At 37.6% G+C, this 20,057-nt stretch carries 23 protein-coding genes; 15 read left to right on the forward strand and 8 right to left on the reverse strand.

From position 1 onward, the window contains the following. The coding region (locus tag H6G68_RS24385) for a type I restriction enzyme subunit R domain-containing protein (protein WP_190908960.1) at positions 1-1,429 on the forward strand (1,429 nt) is incomplete at its 5' end. Positions 1,430-1,525: 96 nt separating this feature from the next. Here H6G68_RS24385 and H6G68_RS24390 read toward each other — a convergent pair. Beyond that, positions 1,526-3,400 (reverse strand): pentapeptide repeat-containing protein, encoded by a 1,875-nt coding sequence (locus tag H6G68_RS24390; protein ID WP_190908961.1) that lies wholly within the window; start codon positions 3,398-3,400, stop codon positions 1,526-1,528. Positions 3,401-3,545: 145 nt separating this feature from the next. Between H6G68_RS24390 and H6G68_RS24395 the strand changes: the two genes are divergently transcribed. Further along, the gene (locus H6G68_RS24395; RefSeq protein ID WP_242045381.1) at positions 3,546-3,944 is read left to right on the forward strand and encodes a TRADD-N-associated membrane domain-containing protein; all 399 of its coding nucleotides are present in this window, start codon (positions 3,546-3,548) and stop codon (positions 3,942-3,944) included. Between the two features lie 137 nt (positions 3,945-4,081). Here H6G68_RS24395 and H6G68_RS24400 read toward each other — a convergent pair whose 3' ends face one another. The 4 genes from H6G68_RS24400 to H6G68_RS24415 form a co-directional block, all read right to left on the reverse strand. Continuing rightward, on the reverse strand, positions 4,082-4,735 hold the full coding sequence (locus tag H6G68_RS24400; RefSeq protein WP_190908962.1) for a tyrosine-type recombinase/integrase: 654 nt from the start codon (positions 4,733-4,735) through the stop codon (positions 4,082-4,084). A gap of 376 nt (positions 4,736-5,111) precedes the next feature. Continuing rightward, on the reverse strand, positions 5,112-5,273 hold the full coding sequence (locus H6G68_RS24405; protein WP_190908963.1) for a hypothetical protein: 162 nt from the start codon (positions 5,271-5,273) through the stop codon (positions 5,112-5,114). Positions 5,274-5,420: 147 nt separating this feature from the next. Next, positions 5,421-9,335 (reverse strand): DUF5906 domain-containing protein, encoded by a 3,915-nt coding sequence (locus H6G68_RS24410; protein ID WP_190908964.1) that lies wholly within the window; start codon positions 9,333-9,335, stop codon positions 5,421-5,423. A gap of 816 nt (positions 9,336-10,151) precedes the next feature. Then, positions 10,152-10,352: a hypothetical protein gene (locus H6G68_RS24415; protein WP_190908965.1), complete on the reverse strand. Its 201-nt coding sequence runs from the start codon at positions 10,350-10,352 to the stop codon at positions 10,152-10,154. A gap of 308 nt (positions 10,353-10,660) precedes the next feature. On the opposite strand from H6G68_RS24415, the gene H6G68_RS24420 reads away from it, so the two are divergent. The 7 genes from H6G68_RS24420 (at position 10,661) to H6G68_RS24450 (ending at position 15,175) form a co-directional block, all read left to right on the forward strand. Then, positions 10,661-11,089 carry a hypothetical protein gene (locus H6G68_RS24420; protein ID WP_190908966.1) on the forward strand — a complete coding sequence of 143 codons (429 nt, stop codon included), beginning with the start codon at positions 10,661-10,663 and terminating at the stop codon, positions 11,087-11,089. Between the two features lie 3 nt (positions 11,090-11,092). Continuing rightward, the gene (locus H6G68_RS24425; RefSeq protein WP_190908967.1) at positions 11,093-11,920 is read left to right on the forward strand and encodes a hypothetical protein; all 828 of its coding nucleotides are present in this window, start codon (positions 11,093-11,095) and stop codon (positions 11,918-11,920) included. 168 nt (positions 11,921-12,088) lie between these two features. Then, positions 12,089-12,763 (forward strand): hypothetical protein, encoded by a 675-nt coding sequence (locus H6G68_RS24430; protein WP_190908968.1) that lies wholly within the window; start codon positions 12,089-12,091, stop codon positions 12,761-12,763. 76 nt (positions 12,764-12,839) lie between these two features. Then, complete coding sequence (locus H6G68_RS24435; protein WP_190908969.1) at positions 12,840-13,439, forward strand: hypothetical protein; 600 nt, start codon at positions 12,840-12,842, stop codon at positions 13,437-13,439. Continuing rightward, a complete protein-coding gene (locus tag H6G68_RS24440; RefSeq protein WP_190908970.1) occupies positions 13,429-13,611 on the forward strand; it encodes a hypothetical protein in 183 nt (60 codons plus the stop codon). Before H6G68_RS24435 ends, H6G68_RS24440 begins: the two co-directional genes overlap by 11 nt. A gap of 5 nt (positions 13,612-13,616) precedes the next feature. Beyond that, entirely contained in the window at positions 13,617-13,760 is a 144-nt protein-coding gene (locus H6G68_RS24445) for a hypothetical protein (protein ID WP_190908971.1), read from the forward strand. A gap of 2 nt (positions 13,761-13,762) precedes the next feature. Then, complete coding sequence (locus H6G68_RS24450) at positions 13,763-15,175, forward strand: hypothetical protein (protein ID WP_190908972.1); 1,413 nt, start codon at positions 13,763-13,765, stop codon at positions 15,173-15,175. Between the two features lie 216 nt (positions 15,176-15,391). On the opposite strand, the gene H6G68_RS24455 is transcribed toward H6G68_RS24450, so the two are convergent. The 3 genes from H6G68_RS24455 to H6G68_RS24465 all read right to left on the reverse strand — a co-directional run bounded on the left by H6G68_RS24455 (position 15,392) and on the right by H6G68_RS24465 (position 17,190). Then, complete coding sequence (locus H6G68_RS24455; RefSeq protein WP_190908973.1) at positions 15,392-15,790, reverse strand: hypothetical protein; 399 nt, start codon at positions 15,788-15,790, stop codon at positions 15,392-15,394. Positions 15,791-16,080: 290 nt separating this feature from the next. Beyond that, on the reverse strand, positions 16,081-16,422 hold the full coding sequence (locus tag H6G68_RS24460) for a hypothetical protein (protein ID WP_190908974.1): 342 nt from the start codon (positions 16,420-16,422) through the stop codon (positions 16,081-16,083). Positions 16,423-16,482: 60 nt separating this feature from the next. Continuing rightward, positions 16,483-17,190, reverse strand: coding sequence for a hypothetical protein (locus tag H6G68_RS24465; RefSeq protein ID WP_190908975.1), 708 nt, complete (start codon positions 17,188-17,190; stop codon positions 16,483-16,485). Positions 17,191-17,456: 266 nt separating this feature from the next. Here H6G68_RS24465 and H6G68_RS27945 point away from each other — a divergent pair, with 266 nt between their 5' ends. The 6 genes from H6G68_RS27945 (at position 17,457) to H6G68_RS24495 (ending at position 20,016) form a co-directional block, all read left to right on the forward strand. Continuing rightward, on the forward strand, positions 17,457-17,594 hold the full coding sequence (locus tag H6G68_RS27945) for a high-potential iron-sulfur protein (RefSeq protein ID WP_190908976.1): 138 nt from the start codon (positions 17,457-17,459) through the stop codon (positions 17,592-17,594). A gap of 5 nt (positions 17,595-17,599) precedes the next feature. Then, entirely contained in the window at positions 17,600-17,842 is a 243-nt protein-coding gene (locus H6G68_RS24475; RefSeq protein WP_190908977.1) for a hypothetical protein, read from the forward strand. Positions 17,843-18,079: 237 nt separating this feature from the next. Next, the gene (locus tag H6G68_RS24480) at positions 18,080-18,766 is read left to right on the forward strand and encodes a recombinase family protein (protein WP_190908978.1); all 687 of its coding nucleotides are present in this window, start codon (positions 18,080-18,082) and stop codon (positions 18,764-18,766) included. 50 nt (positions 18,767-18,816) lie between these two features. Further along, entirely contained in the window at positions 18,817-19,017 is a 201-nt protein-coding gene (locus H6G68_RS24485; RefSeq protein ID WP_190908979.1) for a hypothetical protein, read from the forward strand. Between the two features lie 139 nt (positions 19,018-19,156). Further along, on the forward strand, positions 19,157-19,759 hold the full coding sequence (locus H6G68_RS24490; protein WP_190908980.1) for a ParA family protein: 603 nt from the start codon (positions 19,157-19,159) through the stop codon (positions 19,757-19,759). Next, complete coding sequence (locus H6G68_RS24495) at positions 19,756-20,016, forward strand: hypothetical protein (protein WP_190908981.1); 261 nt, start codon at positions 19,756-19,758, stop codon at positions 20,014-20,016. The genes H6G68_RS24490 and H6G68_RS24495 overlap by 4 nt, the downstream gene beginning before the upstream one ends. The last annotated feature ends 41 nt before the right edge of the window (positions 20,017-20,057 follow it).

The following is a 20,057-nucleotide window of genomic DNA, read 5'->3' on the forward strand; positions in this document are numbered from 1 at the left end:
CTATGAACGCTATTATGAATTAGTTCGTACCTCAGAAGATGACCCCAATTTACCCCGTCGTCAAACAGCTAAAGCCATTGCTCGTTTTATTGAACTTCATCCCCACAATATCACCCAAAAAGTAGAAATTATCATCGAACATTTTCGCAACCATACCCGCCATAAAATTGGCGGTAGGGCTAAAGCAATGGTTGTTACCCGTTCTCGTGAACACGCTGTTAAATATAAACTGGCCTTTGATAAATATATTCAAGAAAAAGGTTATAGCGATATTAAATCTCTAGTGGCTTTTTCTGGTTCTATTACCCTCGATGAATTTCCAGATCAACCCTTTACAGAAGCCAATATGAACGGCATCAAAACATCAGAAATTCCCGAAAAATTTGACAGTGATGTTTATCAAGTCCTGTTAGTTGCTAACAAATTCCAAACCGGATTTGACCAACCTTTATTACATACCATGTTTGTGGATAAAAGGCTAGATGGAGTCCAAGCCGTGCAAACTTTATCTCGCCTCAATCGTACCACCACAGGGAAAGACGACACCTTTGTACTGGATTTTGTCAACAAACCAGAGGACATTTACAAAGCCTTCAAACCCTACTACGAAGAAACCCCCATTGGCGAAACCGCAGATCCACAACAATTAAATGATTTATCCTATCAACTTTATCAATGGCAACTTTTTAGCCAAGACGATGTAAACCAGTGGTGTGAAATTTGGTTTCGTCCTAAAACTTCCTTGACGGGAAAAGAACATCAAAAATTAAATAATTTATTAGATCCAATTGTAGACCAATATCAAAAACTTATAGACCCAGACCAAGAACAATTTAAAACTCAATTAACCAGCTTCCGTAATCTTTATTTATTCCTAGCTCAGATTATTCCTTATCAAGATTCAGAACTAGAAAAGCTGTATGCCTATGGACGATTTTTACTCAAGAAATTACCCAGAAGTAAAGACGCTCCCAAAATTGATTTATCTGGGGATATCGAACTAAAATTTTATCGCTTGGAGAAAATCAGTGAAGGTAAGATTGATTTAAAGGAAGGTACAGCAGAACCATTATCAGGTGCTACAGCAGTGGGAACTCGTCAGCCAGATAAAGAAGTTCCTCTATCGCAACTGATTAACTCGCTGAATGAAAGATTTGGTACAGATTTTACCCTAGCAGATCAACTGTTTTTTGAACAAATTGCCGAAACAGCGATCGCTAATGACTCCATCAAACAAGCTGCTCAAGTCAACACCAAAGAAAACTTTGCTCCTGTTCTAGAAAAGCATCTTGAGAACCTGTTTATTGAACGCATGGACGGGAATGAAAAAATCTTTATGGAAGTGATGAATAACGAAGAATTTAGATCAGTTGTGTTGGAGAAATTACTAGCTAGTATTTATGAGGCTATTAAAGGTGAGCATTTATGATAGGATGAGACGAGATAGGGTGTCTTGGTGGCTACCCAACTAGAAGTTGGGAAAACCATATTAATAACACCGTGCAGAATTTCCCCAACGGAAATTTTAACGAGCAGAAACCCCAGCGCGATCGCCTGGAGAATCTTCAAAAATTGCCCCCCGTCGTTTTAAGTCACGCTTTGCATTCTCAGTAATTCCTGGGTTATATCCAAAGCGAGCATTTTCAACTTTGGCTTCTCTTAAATCAGCACTCTCTAAATTAGCAAATAATAAATTAGCACCGCTTAAATTAGCAAATAATAAATTAGCATTCTCTAAATTAGCACGGGATAAATTAGCATTCTCTAAATTAGCACGGAATAAATTAGCATTCTCTAAATTAGCACTCTCTAAAATAGCACTCTCTAAATTAGCACGGAATAATTTAGCAAATAATAAATTAGCACTGATTAAAATAGCACCGTTTAAATTAGCACTTCTTGAATCAGCACTCTCTAAATTAGCACCGATTAAAATAGCACTCTCTAAATTAGCACCGATTAAAATAGCACTTCTTAAATTAGCATTCTCTAAATTAGCACTCTTTAAATTAGCAGTGATTAAAATAGCACTCTCTAAATCAGCACCTCTTAAATCAGCACTTCTTAAATTAGCACTGATTAAATCAGCACTCCCTAAATTAGCACTTCTTAAATTAGCACTTCTTAAATTAGCACTGATTAAATCAGCACTCCCTAAATCAGCACTCCCTAAATTAGCACTTCTTAAATTAGCACTTCTTAAAATAGCGCCTCTTAAAATAGCACCGATTAAAATAGCACTCTCTAAATCAGCACCTCTTAAATCAGCACTCTCTAAATCAGCACCTCTTAAATCAGCACTCTCTAAATCAGCACCTCTTAAATTAGCACCCTTTAGGTTGGAATGATTCAATTTTGTAATAAGTTGGAAAGTGGCACTCCAATTACCACGAATCAGGTTTGCAAAAACTAACTTGAAACTGATTGGATTTTTTGAACTTGTATGTGCCTGAACTACAGTTAGATCATCTTCAAATATTGCACCTTGTCCGATTAAGTTTTGCTTTATTTCTGAAGATATATCTGAATTGTTGCTAAATTTAGCTTGTTCAACTATTGCATCACTGAAGCCAGTATTATTGAGATTAGCACCTCTCAAATTTGCACCACTCAAGTCAGCACAATCTAAATCAGCATTTGCTAAATTTGCATTTTCTAAATTAGCATTCCTCAAGTCAGCACAACTGAAGTTAATACCACTTAAATCAACGCCACTCAAATCAACACCACTTAAATCTGTATCACTTAGGTCTAATTTTTCACCTTTAGCTCTGCTAATAATTCTTGCCACTAAAATAATTTTATTTGGTTCTTCCTCTAGCTTTTTAATGCCATCTGGAGAAACATTGAAAGTAATTTTTATACTGCCTTTTTCTATTTTAGATATTGTTGCATTTTTATCACCTGAACTTCTTTTCACGGCTTCTAGCCAAATATTTTGTTGTTCAGAATTTTGTAAAAAACTATTTATATCGCCTGGAATTGTAATAACAACTTGACCATTAATAGTATCAAATGTAATAAAAGTTTTAGCGTTATTTGGTTCTTCTGCTAGAGTTACTACTCCAGTTCCTTCAGTTATAGGAATATTACTTAGTGGTCTATTCATACTAGGAACAGTCCAGGAATTGTTATCTTGTTCGGACTCTAGTTCAGCAATATCTTGCCAATTCAAGTTTAACTCATTGCATAGAGAAATAAACAATTCCTTACTAATAGGTTTTCCTGTCAAAAATTTATTTACAGTCTGTCGAGAACAGGTAATTTGATTCCTTTTATCCCTATTACTATTTTCACTAGGAAAACTAGCTAGGCAATCCTGCGTTTTACCGTATTTCTCAAACGCTTGACTCAGTTTTTCAACTCCTGCTGCTGTTGCCCGAAAAGAACGCTTCCCCATGACTCACAATAACTTTTACATAAGTTTGACAGTATATAAACCAGACATAAGTTTTACATACAAGTTGTACATAACATTAACCACAGCAAGGAAAATCCAGGGGTTAATGGAGTTATCAAAGCAAATTTACCAAAAACACTGGATTATGACTAACAAGCATAACATTCAACCTGCTCCTAATGTAGTTATTCCCTCCCTCCCCTCTAAAATTTCCAAAACCCTTGATCTCTCGTTGAACATAGGGGGGAAGTGTAAACTTTACTTGACACAGATTGTTGAGGAGAGATTACGTCAAGCCCGCCGCACACAGATTTTTGAGGAGAGATTACGTCAAGCCCGCCGCAGCTTTGATTTTGCCTTAACTGCCACTGCTTTATCTTTTGGTATCAGTCTTGTAGGTGCTGGGTGCTTGCTCACCAATAAAGTATCAGAAGGTGCTGTGACTACAGCCGTGGGACTTGTAGCTAGTGTGCGCTATATGCAGATTGCTAAAGATGCAAATAACCGCTTAGATGAAATTGCAGATCATTTGGATACAAAGTAGGCTTTGATAGAGGACAGCCGGGATATCAGTAATTATCCTGGCTGTACCCCATAAGCACTTTTAAACCAATGTCATCAAACATTTTTTACCGTACACAAAAAATATACTAAAACATACACAATTATAATTAATCATAACTAATCTTGATTAGTTTCCACCCGTATTGATTCAGGTGTTGAGAGGTCGGTAAATTCGTGTTTAACGACGTTGACCACAGGTGAGAGCATTGATAAGGCAGAAACAGCCCCTAATACCTGTTCATCACTCACTTCTAGATACCTTTGTAACTGTTCTAAGTTCCGGTGTCCTGACAATTCCTGAATTACCCGCAGTGGTATACCAGCGTTACTCATCTGGGTTAAGGCTGTCCGTCTGAAGCTGTGGGTACTTACTCCAGTGATTCCTACAAGGGAACAAGCTTTCCTTAAAATCCTTGCTGCTGAATCATGGCTGATATGTCCGTTGCTCCTACCAGGGAACAGATAATCATAACCTGCTATTCGGTAATGTTCAGCCAATAACCGCCGTAGGTCTTCAATTACTGGGATGGTTCGTGTGGCCAGTTTACCTTTGGTATTTGATTTTCTAATTATGAATTGCGATCTAACTTCACCCTTGGGTGTGTAAACATCCCCAGTCATCAGGGTTACACATTCTCTAATTCTACAGGCACTAAACAAACACACACCAAACAGCATCCGGTCACGGTCGTTATCTAGACCTTGACTAAATATTAACTGTATTTCCTGCTGTGTCAGCACTTTGGCGCGTCCGTGCCTGTTGATTTTCATAAGCCACTGTAGACCCCGTGATTTACAGCTTACAGTTACAGGGGACGGGTTAGCAGGTTTATTTCACTTATTCTTACTCGCAACCTACACTCAGAAAACTTTATTTGTAGGACACTTGTAGTACACTCCTGGTTTTACTAGCAATACTTATGATGTAGCCATTACAACCATTAAGGTAATAAAAACGTACTACACTTTTCCCCAACTCTTGTAGTACGTTTTGTAACATATACAATCCCTTTGGGATGATTGAAACATTGTATAGATTGTACGTAGTTCGTTTTTGGTTTGTACCACTGGGAGCGATCGCTTCAGAATCAATAACTTAGCAATAAAGAATAGCTTGGGACATTATTATTTACTCCCTATACTTATTCTATACTTCTATTTGTTTTCTCAGTCTTTTTGATAGATTGTTGTAACGACGTGCTTCCTTCAAGTCCCCTGCTAAAAGGCAAGCTCTAAAAAGGTTTTGGTAGGTTGTGATCTGCGCTTCCTTCTGTTTTTTAAGTTTAGTTTTCAGTTGGGTAATTGTCATAAATCTACCTCTAATTTTTTATTTCTATTATATCAATAATAGTAAGTAATACCAGCATCAAATATTGTTTTTATGCTGGTATTCTGTTGTGGGATTGTGTACCAAGGATAGATTTTTTTCTATCCTTAGTTTGTGGCGCGGGTTAACTTACCAGTACGACCACTCCCACACTTTTAGAATGTCTAGCGAAACATCACCTAGTTGCCCTAAAAATGTCCTGATTGGGTAGGTAAGGCGATTGTCAAATGATAGAGCAACATTTAAAAGTTGTTCATGCTCCTGGACTGTTGTAGCGGCTAGAACTTTAACTTTTAATGATTCTAGTTCCTGGTCATATTCTCGCTGTTCCTGTTCACGTTCGCGGCGTTTTTGTTCAGCAACAGTATCAACGTCATCAACAACAATCTTAGATATCCAGTCCGGTGGTGTAGTGTCAGAAGTGGTTGTGATTATTCCAACAAACTGAGGAAGAAACATCTTAATCACACTTTCTAAAACCTCAAGACCCTTGTTATCTAATTTCGCCGCTACCGCTTTTATTGCAACTTCCGTTGGTGCAGTTAAATAATATTTGCTGATTTGTGCTTCTTTACCTGTAATTAGGCTTTTTACGGTTCTGAGTGAAGAATCGGGTATCTCCTCCTCCATCACTTGCACCAACTTATCGCCACAGGCAATTTTAATATCAGGTGCAGGAGTGCAATCGCTCTTTTGATTAGTGGTAGTTGAGGCAGGAGGTACAACCTTAGTAATTCCTAGTTTATTTGTACTATTTTCTGATTCTGGTAAACCCACTTTAGCATCTGGTAAACCCACAGTAAACCCAGTTTGGTTTTTCGCTGTTTCCTCAAACGCCTGTATATCAACACTTTCCGACCCAGTAAACCCAGTAAACCCACTTTCGCCACCTATTGCTGTACTCTCAGGGCATTTAGGATTGTGTGGGGTGTTTACGGGTTCTGGGTTCGGATCTAATAAACTAATTTCAATTTTTTTCTGGAAGTTAGAAAAAGTGGGTTTACTGGGTTTACTGGGTTTACTTTCCTTATCTGGTAAGGGTTCTAAATTTTCGTAGTGAGTCTCCAGTGGGTTTGTAGTGGGTTTACCAGTAACCCCCTTTAACGGGTCAAATCGTGACAGTGGTGCTATCAATAGTTGTTGTTGGCGCGGTTCTGGAATAGGTTGCGGTAATTTTATGCGATCGCTTTCTGAGATTAGTTGTAGTCCCTTGATAAAAGTAGTTTTCCGTTTCGTGGTGGGGTCAGTAAATGTGTATTTGTCAATTTTTGGGAATAGCTTTTTAAGTCGTGGGTAAACATTGTTAGCCCCCTTGATGTATGGGTCGGATGGCTTCACAGGGTCACTCCAGCGACGGTTTTTAAACTCATCAATTACCAGTATTCCTAAATCTTTGTAATGGTTTTCCAGTTTTGAGAAGATGTCATCTAACTTGACTTCACCATTACCAGTTTTTAGACCGATGCTATCTATAAACTCAAAAAGGTGGTCGTTTTCCTGTTGGATTTGCTCTAATAATTCAGTTGTGCAACTGTAGTCTATCCCATTGGTTATTAAATCCTGTAATGCCTTAATCAAATAATTGAATAAAGCGGGGCAAATTTTACTGGTTATAAAATTTGGATCATCTTTGAATCGGTTATCTGCAATCACATGATTAGGATTAGTAGGATCAAAATTGCTTCCTGTAACGAACGTCTTGCGAAAATGGATAGGAGCAAATCTATCCATTGCTGCTTGACTTGTACCGTAAAGGTTAGGAAGTTCATTCAAGTTGAACAAACATATCCCTTTAGGTTTGTATTTTTCCGGGTCTATCCCTTTGCGTTCGCTGTACATCGGCTCTCCCGTTGCGAACATTTTTAATGAGGGACTCTTATCAATATTCGTTGTCTTTGCTAGTGACTCAGAAGGCCAGTTAATCTTGCTCTTGATTAATGATGCTAAGTTAAATTGACGACCGTTATCATAATCTATGAAGTGGTTTAGACTTGCCGCTGTGATGCTATTGTCACCTATTATGTGAGTCATTGCCTCACGGAATGTATCTTTACCATTACTTCCCTCACCAATAAGGAATAAGGTTTTTATTTTCCTTGCTCCTATCCTTGTACGCACTTCCTGTAAATCTAGTGATGCAGCTAAAACCTTGAGTAGTATAATTCTCTGATTAGGATCTAAAGAAGTCAGCATTTTATCGCAGTCGTTAGAATTAGCAACAGGATCATAATTAACCTTTGGTTCACTAAAAAAGTAATGTTTGTCAGGGTCATGTTTTTCTAGAACAGGAGTAGGAATATTATTAGTCCAATCTAATTTAACTACTCCATTAGTAAAATTAATTCCCTGTGGTAATTCTGAATAATCAATTGATTTCCGATCAATTACCCAGTTAATTAGTTTTGTGGTATGTCTAGGATCACAGAACGGGAATCTAATATTACCCTCTTCATCTTCCACAGATACATTATTCCAATAATTCCCGACTAATTTTCTAATTGTTTTCATGGGAATTAATTTATAATAATTCCCTTCCCATTGGTAGAAATTATCCTCAAAGCACCTAACGATTTTATCCTTATTGAATAATGTATTTTCGGCTATCTGCAATGCAGATACTAGCGGATCGCTCTGTTCATTGTTGTAGGAAACTTTTTGAACTTTTTTAGTTGACTTTTTTGGTTTATCTAAAAAACTACAATCTAAACCAGCTTCACCTGCTAACTCTCGCAGAACACCTATAAATTCCTTGCCTTTGGGCTGTAACCCAATTTGACCGCCTTTCAAGCTGTGACGATACCCAAAAACATTACCACCTGCATTACAAGCTGGACATCTATAAACTAAATTTCCTTTACCATCTCTCTCACAATAAAAAGCTGTTCCGCTTGATGATTCATGCCAAGGACAATTACCCTGTAATTTTCTGCCATGCTTCCCAGTTGTTTCTATGAAATTATGTCCTGGCCAATTAAAAGCCTGTTCTAATGGGAGAGTGTTGTTAGTGTCAGCTATCAGTTGATTGAACTTATCATCCCCTTTAGTCTCAACTGTTTGATCATCGTTTTTAACTTGAGGGTCTACAACAATTTTAGGAGTAGCAGGTTGTTTTTTATCACTAGCTTTTAATGTTGGGAATAGTCCTATACTTTCGTAATTCTCCACAACCGGGGGATATTCAAACCAACGTACCCATTCATAACCTTTACCATCTGCTAATTTTGAGGGGGGTAATAATGAGTGTTGTACTATCTCACCATGTTTTTTATCTTGTCCTGGCTCATGGTTAAAAGTGGAAACATTTTTAAATAGCGGATCTTCATTTTCTAATGCTAAAAAATGTCTGTAACCACCGTTAGGGCTTCTATAGCATGGTGCTAGTTTTAAAATAGGGTATTTCTCCTCCCATTGCTTAACATCTTCTTCACAGCGTTTAGCTAATGTTGCGTAAAGTTGATCCCGTTCTTCCTGAGTAAACTTGCAATCCTCTATATCTTTTTGACCCTTTTTAATGGCTTCCCCTTCTGCTAAAACTTCCAATTCATAATCGCCTTCAGCATAATCCTTTGCATCTGTATCTGCCATCCTGATAAAATGCCGTTTGCTATTGCGTTTTGAATTAGCGATCGCTCCTACACCGTTGTGAATTGCGTTTTTACCTTCCCACCAATCCTTTCTTAGTTCCTTTGGTGGGATGCAATCTTGCCAATCCTGCCAATTAACGGGTTGAACCTTACCGCTCCAGTTGACAAACATCGGAGATTTAGCGCGGCTGGCCTTCCCAAACTCAACAGCCTTAGCAGGGCAATTAGGTACAGGTGATATTCCTAGTGAATTGATTAACCATGAAGCTGTTTCTATTGCCGTTACAGGCTGTTTAGGTGCTGGTATTTCCGCACCTGCTTTATAGCTGATACCTTCTTCTACTTCACCGTAAATATCATCTAGGGAAGATGTAGCCACTTCGGCTATGTGGGTTTTAATATTAACCGCGCGACCAGCAAAAGGGGATTTTTTTGTAGTCTTTTCAAAACTAGCTACCATAAATTTCTCCATGAATTCTAAAGGTTTCAGGAAAAAAGACTGACAACTAGAACGCTTGTACTATCCCCATTTTTATGCTATGATGCTAATATAATTAACAATATTTTAAATAATTAGATCATTGAGCGGTCTGGGAGTCGTGTTACCGATAGTTACTAGCTATCGCACAAGGTAAGCGGTTTCTAGTCCGTCTTTTTTATGGACGTATCCATGTCAAGTATTTTATTTGACCTGACATATTTTAATATTACCATCTATTTTTAGTAAATTATTTTAGTAACTTTGTACTAAAATAATTTTAATTTCAGTATTGACGATACTTTCACCCCGCTTCAATCTTATAATAATAGTAGAGTTATTGTATTAGCGGGTAGTAATCAAATCCTACTATAACAAGGATTAATCACTATCCTTCATGTTCTGCACCATACTATTAAAATCATCAAATTTGTATCACTATGACACATTTTTAAGTGTTTTTGACTTTGTGATAATTAATATCAGTAATCATCAAAACTGTAACTGTTGTTACAAAATAAATTCAAAAACTGTAACAGGGTATACAAAATATTTTTGAGGAAAATTAATCTTTATGGTTTCTTAATGTTTTCTCTTGCTATACTACAGTGTAATTATGTGTTACAATAGTAGTAGTATAAATAATGACTTTCCCCCGCACTCAATTCTCGCGCAAGAGTGTGGGGGATTTGTTTTTAGCGGGGCAGGGGAACAGGATACAAAAGTTTCTATCCTTAGTAGGTAATCAGCTTAAAAATATTAAGTTGTCATGGTTCAGGTGGTGAGGTGCGATCACGCTTAGGAAGTTTGATCATGTTTGTTTTTTTCATCTTCTAGCCATAGAATCATTGCTTGCTCTAATCCATCTCCTACACTTAACTGTTTTAGAGTGCAAGCTGCTTTAAATCTAAGGCATACATCTTTTTTAACGTCTCCTGATATTTGTATGTAGTTAGGATCACGTCGTTTTGCTGCTGACATTTCTAAAAATTCATTCATAAACATTACCACTAAATTTTAACCTCACATGGTAGAAAAATTTTTATCTATCATGCACACACTCTAACACGGTATGCTAGAATGTGAGCATGAAAGACAAACCAATGCAACCACCTTACATCCTTGTAATTCCTGCGGGTTAAGGATTTGGGTTAAGTGCAACGGCTTGACAAGTCCACACGATACTGCATTTTTACCCTAGTGCATTGACTAGCACGCAGATCACAACCGTGAAAACCTTAAAAATTCGTGGCGTGAACTAATCAGCACGGTAAAAATGCAGAAATTTATGTTTACATTAAACCGCTATGGAACAGCCACGATTAATCTATGAAACCTTGCTAGACAAGCGGTGTAGTGATTCCCACTGGTCAAAGATTAAGAAACTAGCCACTGTTACGGACATCCCACTGGACAAAGATGGGTTAAAGGTCATCATAAACCTACGCAAACTTAACCCGCGCTACTTCAATCTTTACCCTGAGATTAAGAACCATTTAACAGCTTTTGGTGAAACAGCAGCAGGGGAATTAGGACTAGGAACTACTGGAGATAAACTAATCAATCTTATTAATAACAGGTTGGGTATTTCTCCAGATGTAACGACTATCTACCGTTGGTTTTATCGCTCAGGTACTAACTTTAAAAAGTCCCAATGGTACGACCGAAAAACAGCAATGATGGTATTAACCAACGCGCTAATTTTTAAGGCTAAAAAACAGAGAATAGGAGCATAAATCATGTTAACCACAATTGCTAAAAAAGTTCAATCACGTCTAACTCGTAAAGGTGTAAAGGTGGTATTGGGTGACGTAAAAACTCAGTGTGAATTAATGATTGCTGACATTGAAAACCCCACAGAAGTAGAACTTTTAGCAGTACAAGATCATTTCATGAATAACGCTACTCAATTAACCGTAGTTAGTGACGACGTACCCACAGAAAAAACAGAAGTAGAGGAAACATCCATCTGTGTAGGTGGTGAACTTGGAAACATTGCAACATCTACACAGACAGAACTGGAAACATTAGAACAAGAAACCACACTAGTAGACAACGGTATACAACTTGTAAACAGTAATCTAGATACCAACCTAGATGATATAGATAGTCAAGATTTACACCCAACTACAGCTGATCCGACTACTGAAGATATAGGAATGATTGAACCTGTCGCAGATGTCGCACCCCTAGCCACTGCCACCAAATCAGAATTAGTCAGCAGCACTGCTCACAGTTTGGGTATTGTATTGGACGTTGGGGAGATATCTTTAATAGCTGAAAATATAGGGACTAGCACTGATTCACTAGAACAAGATATAGACGCTATTGAATCGGCAATCATGGCATTTGTAGAGCATAAAGCTATGATTAGCCAGCAAAAAATTAACCAGATGGTTTCATCAGTTCGGCGAACTGTTCAACATAAAAATTCTGAAAACTCCCAACTGCTAACCGATGGATTGAAAAGCATAAACAGCGATATACAGGACGCAAACAAAGACTTTAAAAGCAACGTCAAAAAGGCACTTACAGCCTTTGCAATACCAGCTATCAAAGCCGGATAACACCCTAATATTCAGGGTTAAACCTGTTACCTTGATTACCTGTTCCCTACTACTAATAACCCTCATTTCTGGACTAATAGCACTAGACAATTATCGTTTTAGTAGCAGTTCCATCAAACTAGAACACAGATATTTTGTTGACCCTAACTCATATTTGGATGTACCAAAATGAAGATGTTACCACAAGCTAAATCACCCAAAATTAAAAACCATGTCTCACCAAGAGGTAAGGTATTAATCAATCAGCTAAACCAAAAATTTGGCGTTACCCTTGGAGACTTCGAGAAAGCTTGTATGGGTGATTTACCATCTATGCAAAAGATTGGAGAATTGTCACGACAAGCCCAATTTGCAAAAGAATTTGCACCTAAACTGAAAGACGCTTACATCACTATTCTCGAAGGGAGTGAAGCTTATAACGTAGCCATTGCTGACATCCTGAAACAAGCTGGTAAGTCTAGTTTAGCTATTGATAAAGCTGCTACTGGTGTGACGTTAGCTAACACGAAATACATTAACCAGCGTGTAGAACTTGCTCAACAGTTCGTACATGATAGACAAACTGAAAAGGTAAGACATGAATACCAAATAAACTATCAACAAATCAAGGGCTATATTAGCGCACACATTACCAGCGTTGACCAACAAACAGCAGTATTAGAGGTACAGAATCAACCTGAAATTAAACAAATACAGGCTGATGAAACATTGCATCAAAAGCAGATGAATGAGGCTTTGTCTAAAGGGGATAAAGCCAGATATGACCTTTTACCAGATAAGCAATACCACACACCAGGAATCAAGGAAAGATTAATGCAGTTTGTGTCCGCATTAGGGTTTTAAACCGTAGCTAATTAATATCCCTCTACCAACGGGAATTAGTAGAGGGATATATCAGGTCAAAATATTACTTACTCCTATGTTAGCACCTCACACACCACCGGATCTAGATTCAGTTCTAGATAGTGATGATTCCCAACAGATTAACCAGGAAACTGCAAGATATTTAAACCATATTGAATCAAAACTCTATTCTGATATTCAAACCAGAAAGCGTATAGACTCCGGTTTATTGTTTCTAGCGTGTCAATTTAGTTCCTGTTCCCTCAGTTGGTTGCTGTTTAACCTACAGGTCACATTAAGCATTATTCAAGTTGCATCAGCAGTAGTTAGCTTATTACCTGGATTGGTGGACGTGGGGGATAGTTTCAGTTTTTCTCTATCATCTGAATCTTGGGAATTTAGCTTAGGTCAAAAACCACTGATAGGAATAATCAAACTATTAATAGGTGGTGCTGTATCTATGCAAGGTACATCTAGAATTACTGCTGAAGTCGTTAACACCCAAACAGCGATCGCACAAACTTACCAAGAAATTAGATCATCTGAGGGTCTTAGCTGGCAACTTCCCAATATGGGTTTTAGTTTATTGATTGGGTTAAGTGCTATTGCACTGCTAGGAATATTTAAAAAAGTTTCTAATACTACTAACAACGGGAATCAAGACAATGAAAATTAGAGGTAATTGGGGATGTTTTCAAATATTCCTATCCGGTCTAGTAAGTGCTATTGCAATAAATTACTTAATCACTGGTTTTATTGACATTGTTTTTAATATTGATAAATTACTAACTTGGTTACAGCGTTCTGGTATTGCTGAGTTTATCTACAGACTATTTGGAGGTCGTTAAAGAGCATGAATAAAAACGAATTAGACGCTATTCCAAAGGAGCATTTTAGATTTGTTTTGAAGGGTAAAAGAGTGGTTATTGTCTTTACAGATGATGGTGTAAAAGGTGGATCATTTTGGGACATAACATACATTAACAGAGGTTTTTAGGTATGCAAGAAATACAACAGTTTAACACCCAATTAGCTAAACAGCGTCGTAGTTCTACAATCCTAGTTAGTGTTTTACTGTCATCTGGGTTAGCTGCATCCATACCGATGTTTAGTGACAGCATCAAACACACAGAAACATTATACTGTAATACTCAAAGTAGCTGTAAAGGTTTCAATATAAAACGCGGTATCAGCTACCTAGTAGACAGAGAAAGACGTAATCAGTTATTTGATAACTCTATTCAGGTAGTGAAGATTTTACCACCGGAAGATGACAAAGCAGTGGTGTGGGGTTTAGCTTCGAGTATTTTCTTGTTAACCGCTTATGGAGTAAGTAAGGCACTCACTGACCATCAAGAAAAATCAATACATAGCCAATTCAAACTGCTCAAAATAAAGGCACTGGAGAATGATTTATTAGAGTCCACACACATAGATTTATTTGGGTTTACCAAGAGTAACCAAGCTGAGATTACCAAACAAGCCATAGCCCGTCACACCCAAGAAACAATACAGGCTATGAAGTCAGATGGAGAATTACAACTAGACCACCTAAACGGACAATTACAAGGTACTTTATCTATAAAATCACACCAGTTACAGGTTAGTGAATTAGACAAGGAAACAGCTAAAAACCAACTAGAAACAGCAGAAACTAAACGCAAACTGGACAAACTTAATAAACCTGTCCAGGATGCTAAACAACCTACACCCAATGAGGAAAAAACAGTTCTGATTGATGCTCTAAAGGGTCATGAAGACGGGTATCTGTGGAAGATAATTAGTAGTCTTAAACCATTGTGGTTAATTGGTAATCAAGGTAGTGGGAAAACTTACACCGCAGGAGCGATCGCACTCATCAGAAAATATTGTTTAGATGCTCCAATCTACTACACCCTAGACCGTCACTATACAGGGGAGAATAGCAAAGTTTGGCAACATCTAGAAAGTCAAAATGTTGCACAGTCAGAAGATGAAATAGCTGCGGCTATGGCTGATTGTGGACAATATTGGTTAGATAGAATCAAGGCTAAACCAACCAATAAAACTCAGATTATAGTAGATGAGTATACCAACCTACGCGGTTTAGTTGGGGAAGTAGCTGATACTTTCTTTAAGCTTAGTTTGACGGATACAAGAAAAGCGAAAAACTATTTATTGGGGATAACCCACAACGCCACTAATTCTAGTTTTCCTGAAGGTACGAAAGATACTCGTAAAGCCGGAATGATTTTGATTGAGAAGTTTTCCGCGAACGGTGAAACACCTCTACCTAGAATCGTTATTAGGTATGGTTTGGTAGATGAAAACGGTAACAGCTTGGAGGATGTTGAAAAAACTTTACCAAGTTGGTTTCATCCTGAGAAATTCCATCAACTCTTTAACGGTAAGCCGATTGATTTTGATTCCTAACTTATCAGCTACCAGAGTTTAAACCTAGCAAGATGCTGTTACATCGAAGTGCCTGGTAGCACTGGCATTAATGCCAAAGTTCACTCTAATTCTACTATTCTGATTAGCAGTTGCACCCCATAAATAAACACCTACCTGATATCAAGTGGGTGTTATTTATTAATTGTTTTATTAATTAAAATCACTATATCCAGTAAGTGAATCTTTTTTACAAAATTACCAACCTCTAGCACCAATACTTTTACAGTAGTAGGTCATAGCATTGCTGAATGGACTACCATTTCTCACTCTAGTTTCTTCTTTTAATTTTGTAGTTTCAATTACCCTGCCATCGTAAATTAAGCGTGACCCTACTAAAAATAATCGCTCATCTCCACACGCGGGTTTTAAAGAATACTGACTAAAATAATCTGCTTTTGATAGTGGTGCATATACCTTGATTACTGTTCCAAAATCTTCATCACGTTTCATCATGGTATCTGTATCTAAGAAGTAGACCGTACCGTCAGAATTTTCCCCAACCTTAACCATTTCGGCTGACGCTGGTGGAGAACTCAGGAGAGTGATCATTCCTAGTATTGATGCTGCTATGGGAAGAAACTTTTTGGTAAGCATAATTTCACGTCGTGTTATGTATATATATTATTCGTGACAGTTATAAATCAATACTGTGTATATACGCAAACATGAACGCGATTCGCTTACATTGGGTAACTATGTCAATTTGAGAATTTTGTATGCTAAGGCTAAAACAAAGGCTGTGTAGACTTTTGGGCATAGTTACACGTTCTACTCTCATACAAAACTAAAACACCCTTTTGACTTTTGACCTGTAGCTAGTTAGGGGTGTTTTTGTTTTGGGGCTATGAACTGAGGTACAAATATTTTCTATCCTTGCTCGGTAATCAGGGTAAATTTTGGATCGCTTTCCGCAACTCCTGATAGATTAAATCCTCACCCCTTGCCTTTGCTATTCCTGCTATTCTGTTTAGGTCATCTCGCAAGGATAGATTTTTATTTATATCCTTGACTGTGGCTCTAACTTCTTTAGTGTGACGTTGCCAGTATTCCCAATCCGATGAAAATATATCAGCAGCCACTTCATTAAGGGTATATTGATCAGGAATTGATTTACCTAAATAAATCTGTCGTTTTTTCTGGTTAACGGTTCTTACAGCATAAAAATAACCGCGTCGGTTTATTATGGAGAGTTCCCCATAGTCGGTTAATATTTTTGTGGTTGTCATATTAAATTTATCTTGATTACTGAGTGAGGATAGAAATAATTTCTATCCTTGTTACCATGCCTATTGACTTATGATGTAAACGTCTTGGCGCTTGCCTTCTTTAGTCTTAACTTGTTTATTGGGTTTGACCTTATCGCTTTTAAATCCTAGTGCTTCTAAGATTGAGTTAAACCGAGCGATAACATAACCTTTGGTGATTTTAATATTTAGCTTTGATTCCAAGTAATTAGCATTATCTAAAATCTTCAGATCAATCCCTCTATCAATTATTAATTCTTGCCAATATTCAGCACCATTAACAATATCAGCTATTCCTAAAAATTCTATTATGTCTTGATTGGTAACAGGTGATTGGTGATTTAGAACTACAGCAGGTGAGGTAGTTTCTGGTAATTCCTCATTGGTAAATGGTGATTGAGGAATAGGGGGAACAGCTACAGCAGCCGGGGGATTTGATTTTAATTCCTCTACCTGCTTCTTTAGCTCCTGTAGTTCTGAGAGCAATCCGTTAAATTGACCCATAGCAGCCTCATATGAGTAAGCTATCGCCTCACCAATTCCTCCATCTGCTATTGATTCTTTAATCTCAGTTCTTATACTGTCTACAATGTCTACAGCTTGAAAACTAGGCTTTTTTCCTTCTACACCTAACACCCCTAGTAAAAGCCTCATAGCGGTTTGATTCTCACTTTCACCATTTACTTGATGCTGTTGTAGAAGTGCCAGTTTGTCATCATCAAATCTAAAACTAATTACTTTACTTCCCATATATTTTGTATTTTGTCTACAGTTGTAAACTTAGTATACATCATTGTGTTTACCGTTGTCTACATCTGTATACGATAATAAGTAAACCAACTGTAGACACTGTAGACAGCATAAGTAATTACTATGTTTACATAGTAGACATATTGTAGACAACTTGATATATTAAATATGTAGACAGCAGTATACAACCTGTAGACAAATCAAAGCAGCCGTCACACCTACCAAGTAACAACGGCTGCTTTAGTCCCAAAAATAAGGAACACATTATGAACTGTAACACCTGTAAGTTTTTCCAACAATCCCCTAACTTTCCTCAATGGGGTAAGTGTCAGTTACTTGGTGGTGATGTTGTTAAAACCAATCATCTCCAGTGCCAACAATCCAAAGTTTGTAAAGGGGAGTAGGGAACATGACACGCACAGAAGTAAACCGGATCAAAGCACTCCTGAAAAATACCTTTTGGCAGTTTGAAGATGAGTCAGATTGTGATATCACTCCTAAACTGGTGAGACAGTTCGCACAGTCACAGGTACACCCTGACGTTATAGAAGCAACTGCAATTAATATAAGCGGTCGTGGTTTCTGGACTAGGGTAGAAAAGCTTTGCCACTTGACCCTACACGCTAGGTACTGGATTAACCTTACCAAGTAACGCTTAAACTCACAACCCACTACATAAAATATGATGTAGTGGGTTAAATTTTACCCTGTTTGTCAAAGCGCATTAATAATAATTCTGTACTAAAATCTCACATCCAGCAACCTAAAACAGTCTTAAAGGTATATACAGTAATATTTATAGGCATTTAATTGACACAATAGTTAAAACTATTGTATAACTAGAATATAGAAAAACGTTACCAGATAAAGGTTGTAGGAGTTTAAGGTCATGAAATTAATCGGTTATGTGAGAGTAAGCAGTGAAGGTCAAGCTGATAACACTTCTTTAGAAGATCAAGAACTAAAAATACAAGCTTACTGTACTGCGCTTAATCATGAGTTAGTCGGACTATACCAAGATGTACAAAGCGGTGCTAAGTCAGATAATCGTAAAGGATTACAAACCGCTATAGCTGATATGCTAGATGGTAAAGCAGACGGGTTAATAGTTTTAAAACTGGATAGACTAGGAAGACGTGCTTCTGATGTATTGACCTTGATTGACAAAGAACTACAACCAAATAACAAAGCATTAATCGTAATTGATATGAACATGGACACTAGCACCCCTACAGGTAAGTTAGTGTTGACGATGTTGGCTGGTGTAGCTGAATTTGAAAAAAGCCAAATTAACGAACGTACTAAAAATGGTAAAAAAGCACGGGCTAAAACTTCTGATTATGCTAATGGTGGACAGCCTAAGTTTGGACATAAAGCAGATAACAAAAACTTAGTAATAGATGAGAAGGAACAGCAGATAATTGATATTATTAGAAGGCATCACAAGTCAGGTAAAAGTCAGAGACAAATAGCTGAATACCTTAATAAGCAAGGCATTTTAAGCAAGCAAGGTAAGGAGTGGTCAGGTACTACTATAGGAAGGGTTTTAACTCGACTTTACCCCAAAGCAAGCTAGAATATAGAGGGATAATTCCCCTATTCAACTTATTAATTAATCAGAACTTTATGGATATTCAAAATGCGATTAATACTATCCATGCTTACCATTGGAACAGTGAGCAATTAAAGGGAACTGCTATTTTATCGGTTTATGCTCTTAAGGGGATTGTTGGGTATGCAGCAAGCCAAAATAAACCAGTAGAGGAATTGTCACCTATGGAAATTGTAGAGGCTATCAAATTGGTGGATCTTACAGTTCCTCAATAGTCTATTTAGTTTGAATGCTGAAAAAGTTAGTTTGAATGGGAACTAGCTTAATACCAAATAGATTTATCTGCCCCAATTTCCAGTATGCTAGAGATGAAACCAGAAAACCAACTAACCAGATTTATGGAAAACCAGATTTATGGAAAAAAAGATTGTCACTATCACTGGATACAAAGGTGGAGTCGGGAAAAGTACCACAGCAGTACATCTGGCAACCTTCTTTAGTAGTCAGGGTAATACTGTCCTTGTAGACGGCGACCAAAACCGTACAGCCTTGGCTTGGTCAAAACGTGGATCTTTTCCCTTCTCCACAGTGGATGAACGTCAAGCATTAAAGGTAATTGCCGAAGCAGAATTTGTAGTTATTGACACCCCAGCTAGACCAGATTCAGATGATTTAAAGGAATTGGCTAAGGGTTGTGACCTGTTGATATTGCCCACAAAACCAGACATTGTAAGTTTAGAACCAATGCTGGAAATGGTAAAAGATTTGGGTGAATCTAACTATCGCTGTTTGCTGACTATTGTTCCACCACACCCCAGTAAGGAGGGGGAAGCTTTGCAACAAGAACTATCAAAAGGTGGGATTCCTGTATTCAAGTCGATGATCCGGCGTACTGTCGGTTTTGAGAAAGCAGCAATGGCAGGTGTTTCGATTCGAGATATTGATGACTCCCGTTTTAAAGCAGCTTGGGCAGATTATGTTTCTCTGGGTAAGGAAGTGATGGAGATTTTGCCATGAGTAAGTATGGTGATTTGATTAAAAAAGCTAGAGAGCCAGAACCCGAAAACCAGGAAACCATAAATACAGAAAACCAAAAATCTGGTTTACTAGAACAGGAACCAGAACAGTTTGTCAATCTGTGCATTAAAGTTCCTATTAAAGAGCGTCGTTACTGGATGTCTAAAGCTAAAGAGCAAGGGATTACCGTAACTTCAGTGATCATTGAGGCATTAAACCAGAAATTTGGAAACCCAGACAGCCAGAAAACCAGATAACCAGAATAGCAGTCGAAATAACTATCTTGACGTGATAGCTT

Origin of the sequence: Anabaena catenula FACHB-362 (assembly GCF_014698735.1) — a bacterium.
In the GTDB taxonomy this organism is placed as follows: domain Bacteria; phylum Cyanobacteriota; class Cyanobacteriia; order Cyanobacteriales; family Nostocaceae; genus Anabaena; species Anabaena variabilis_A.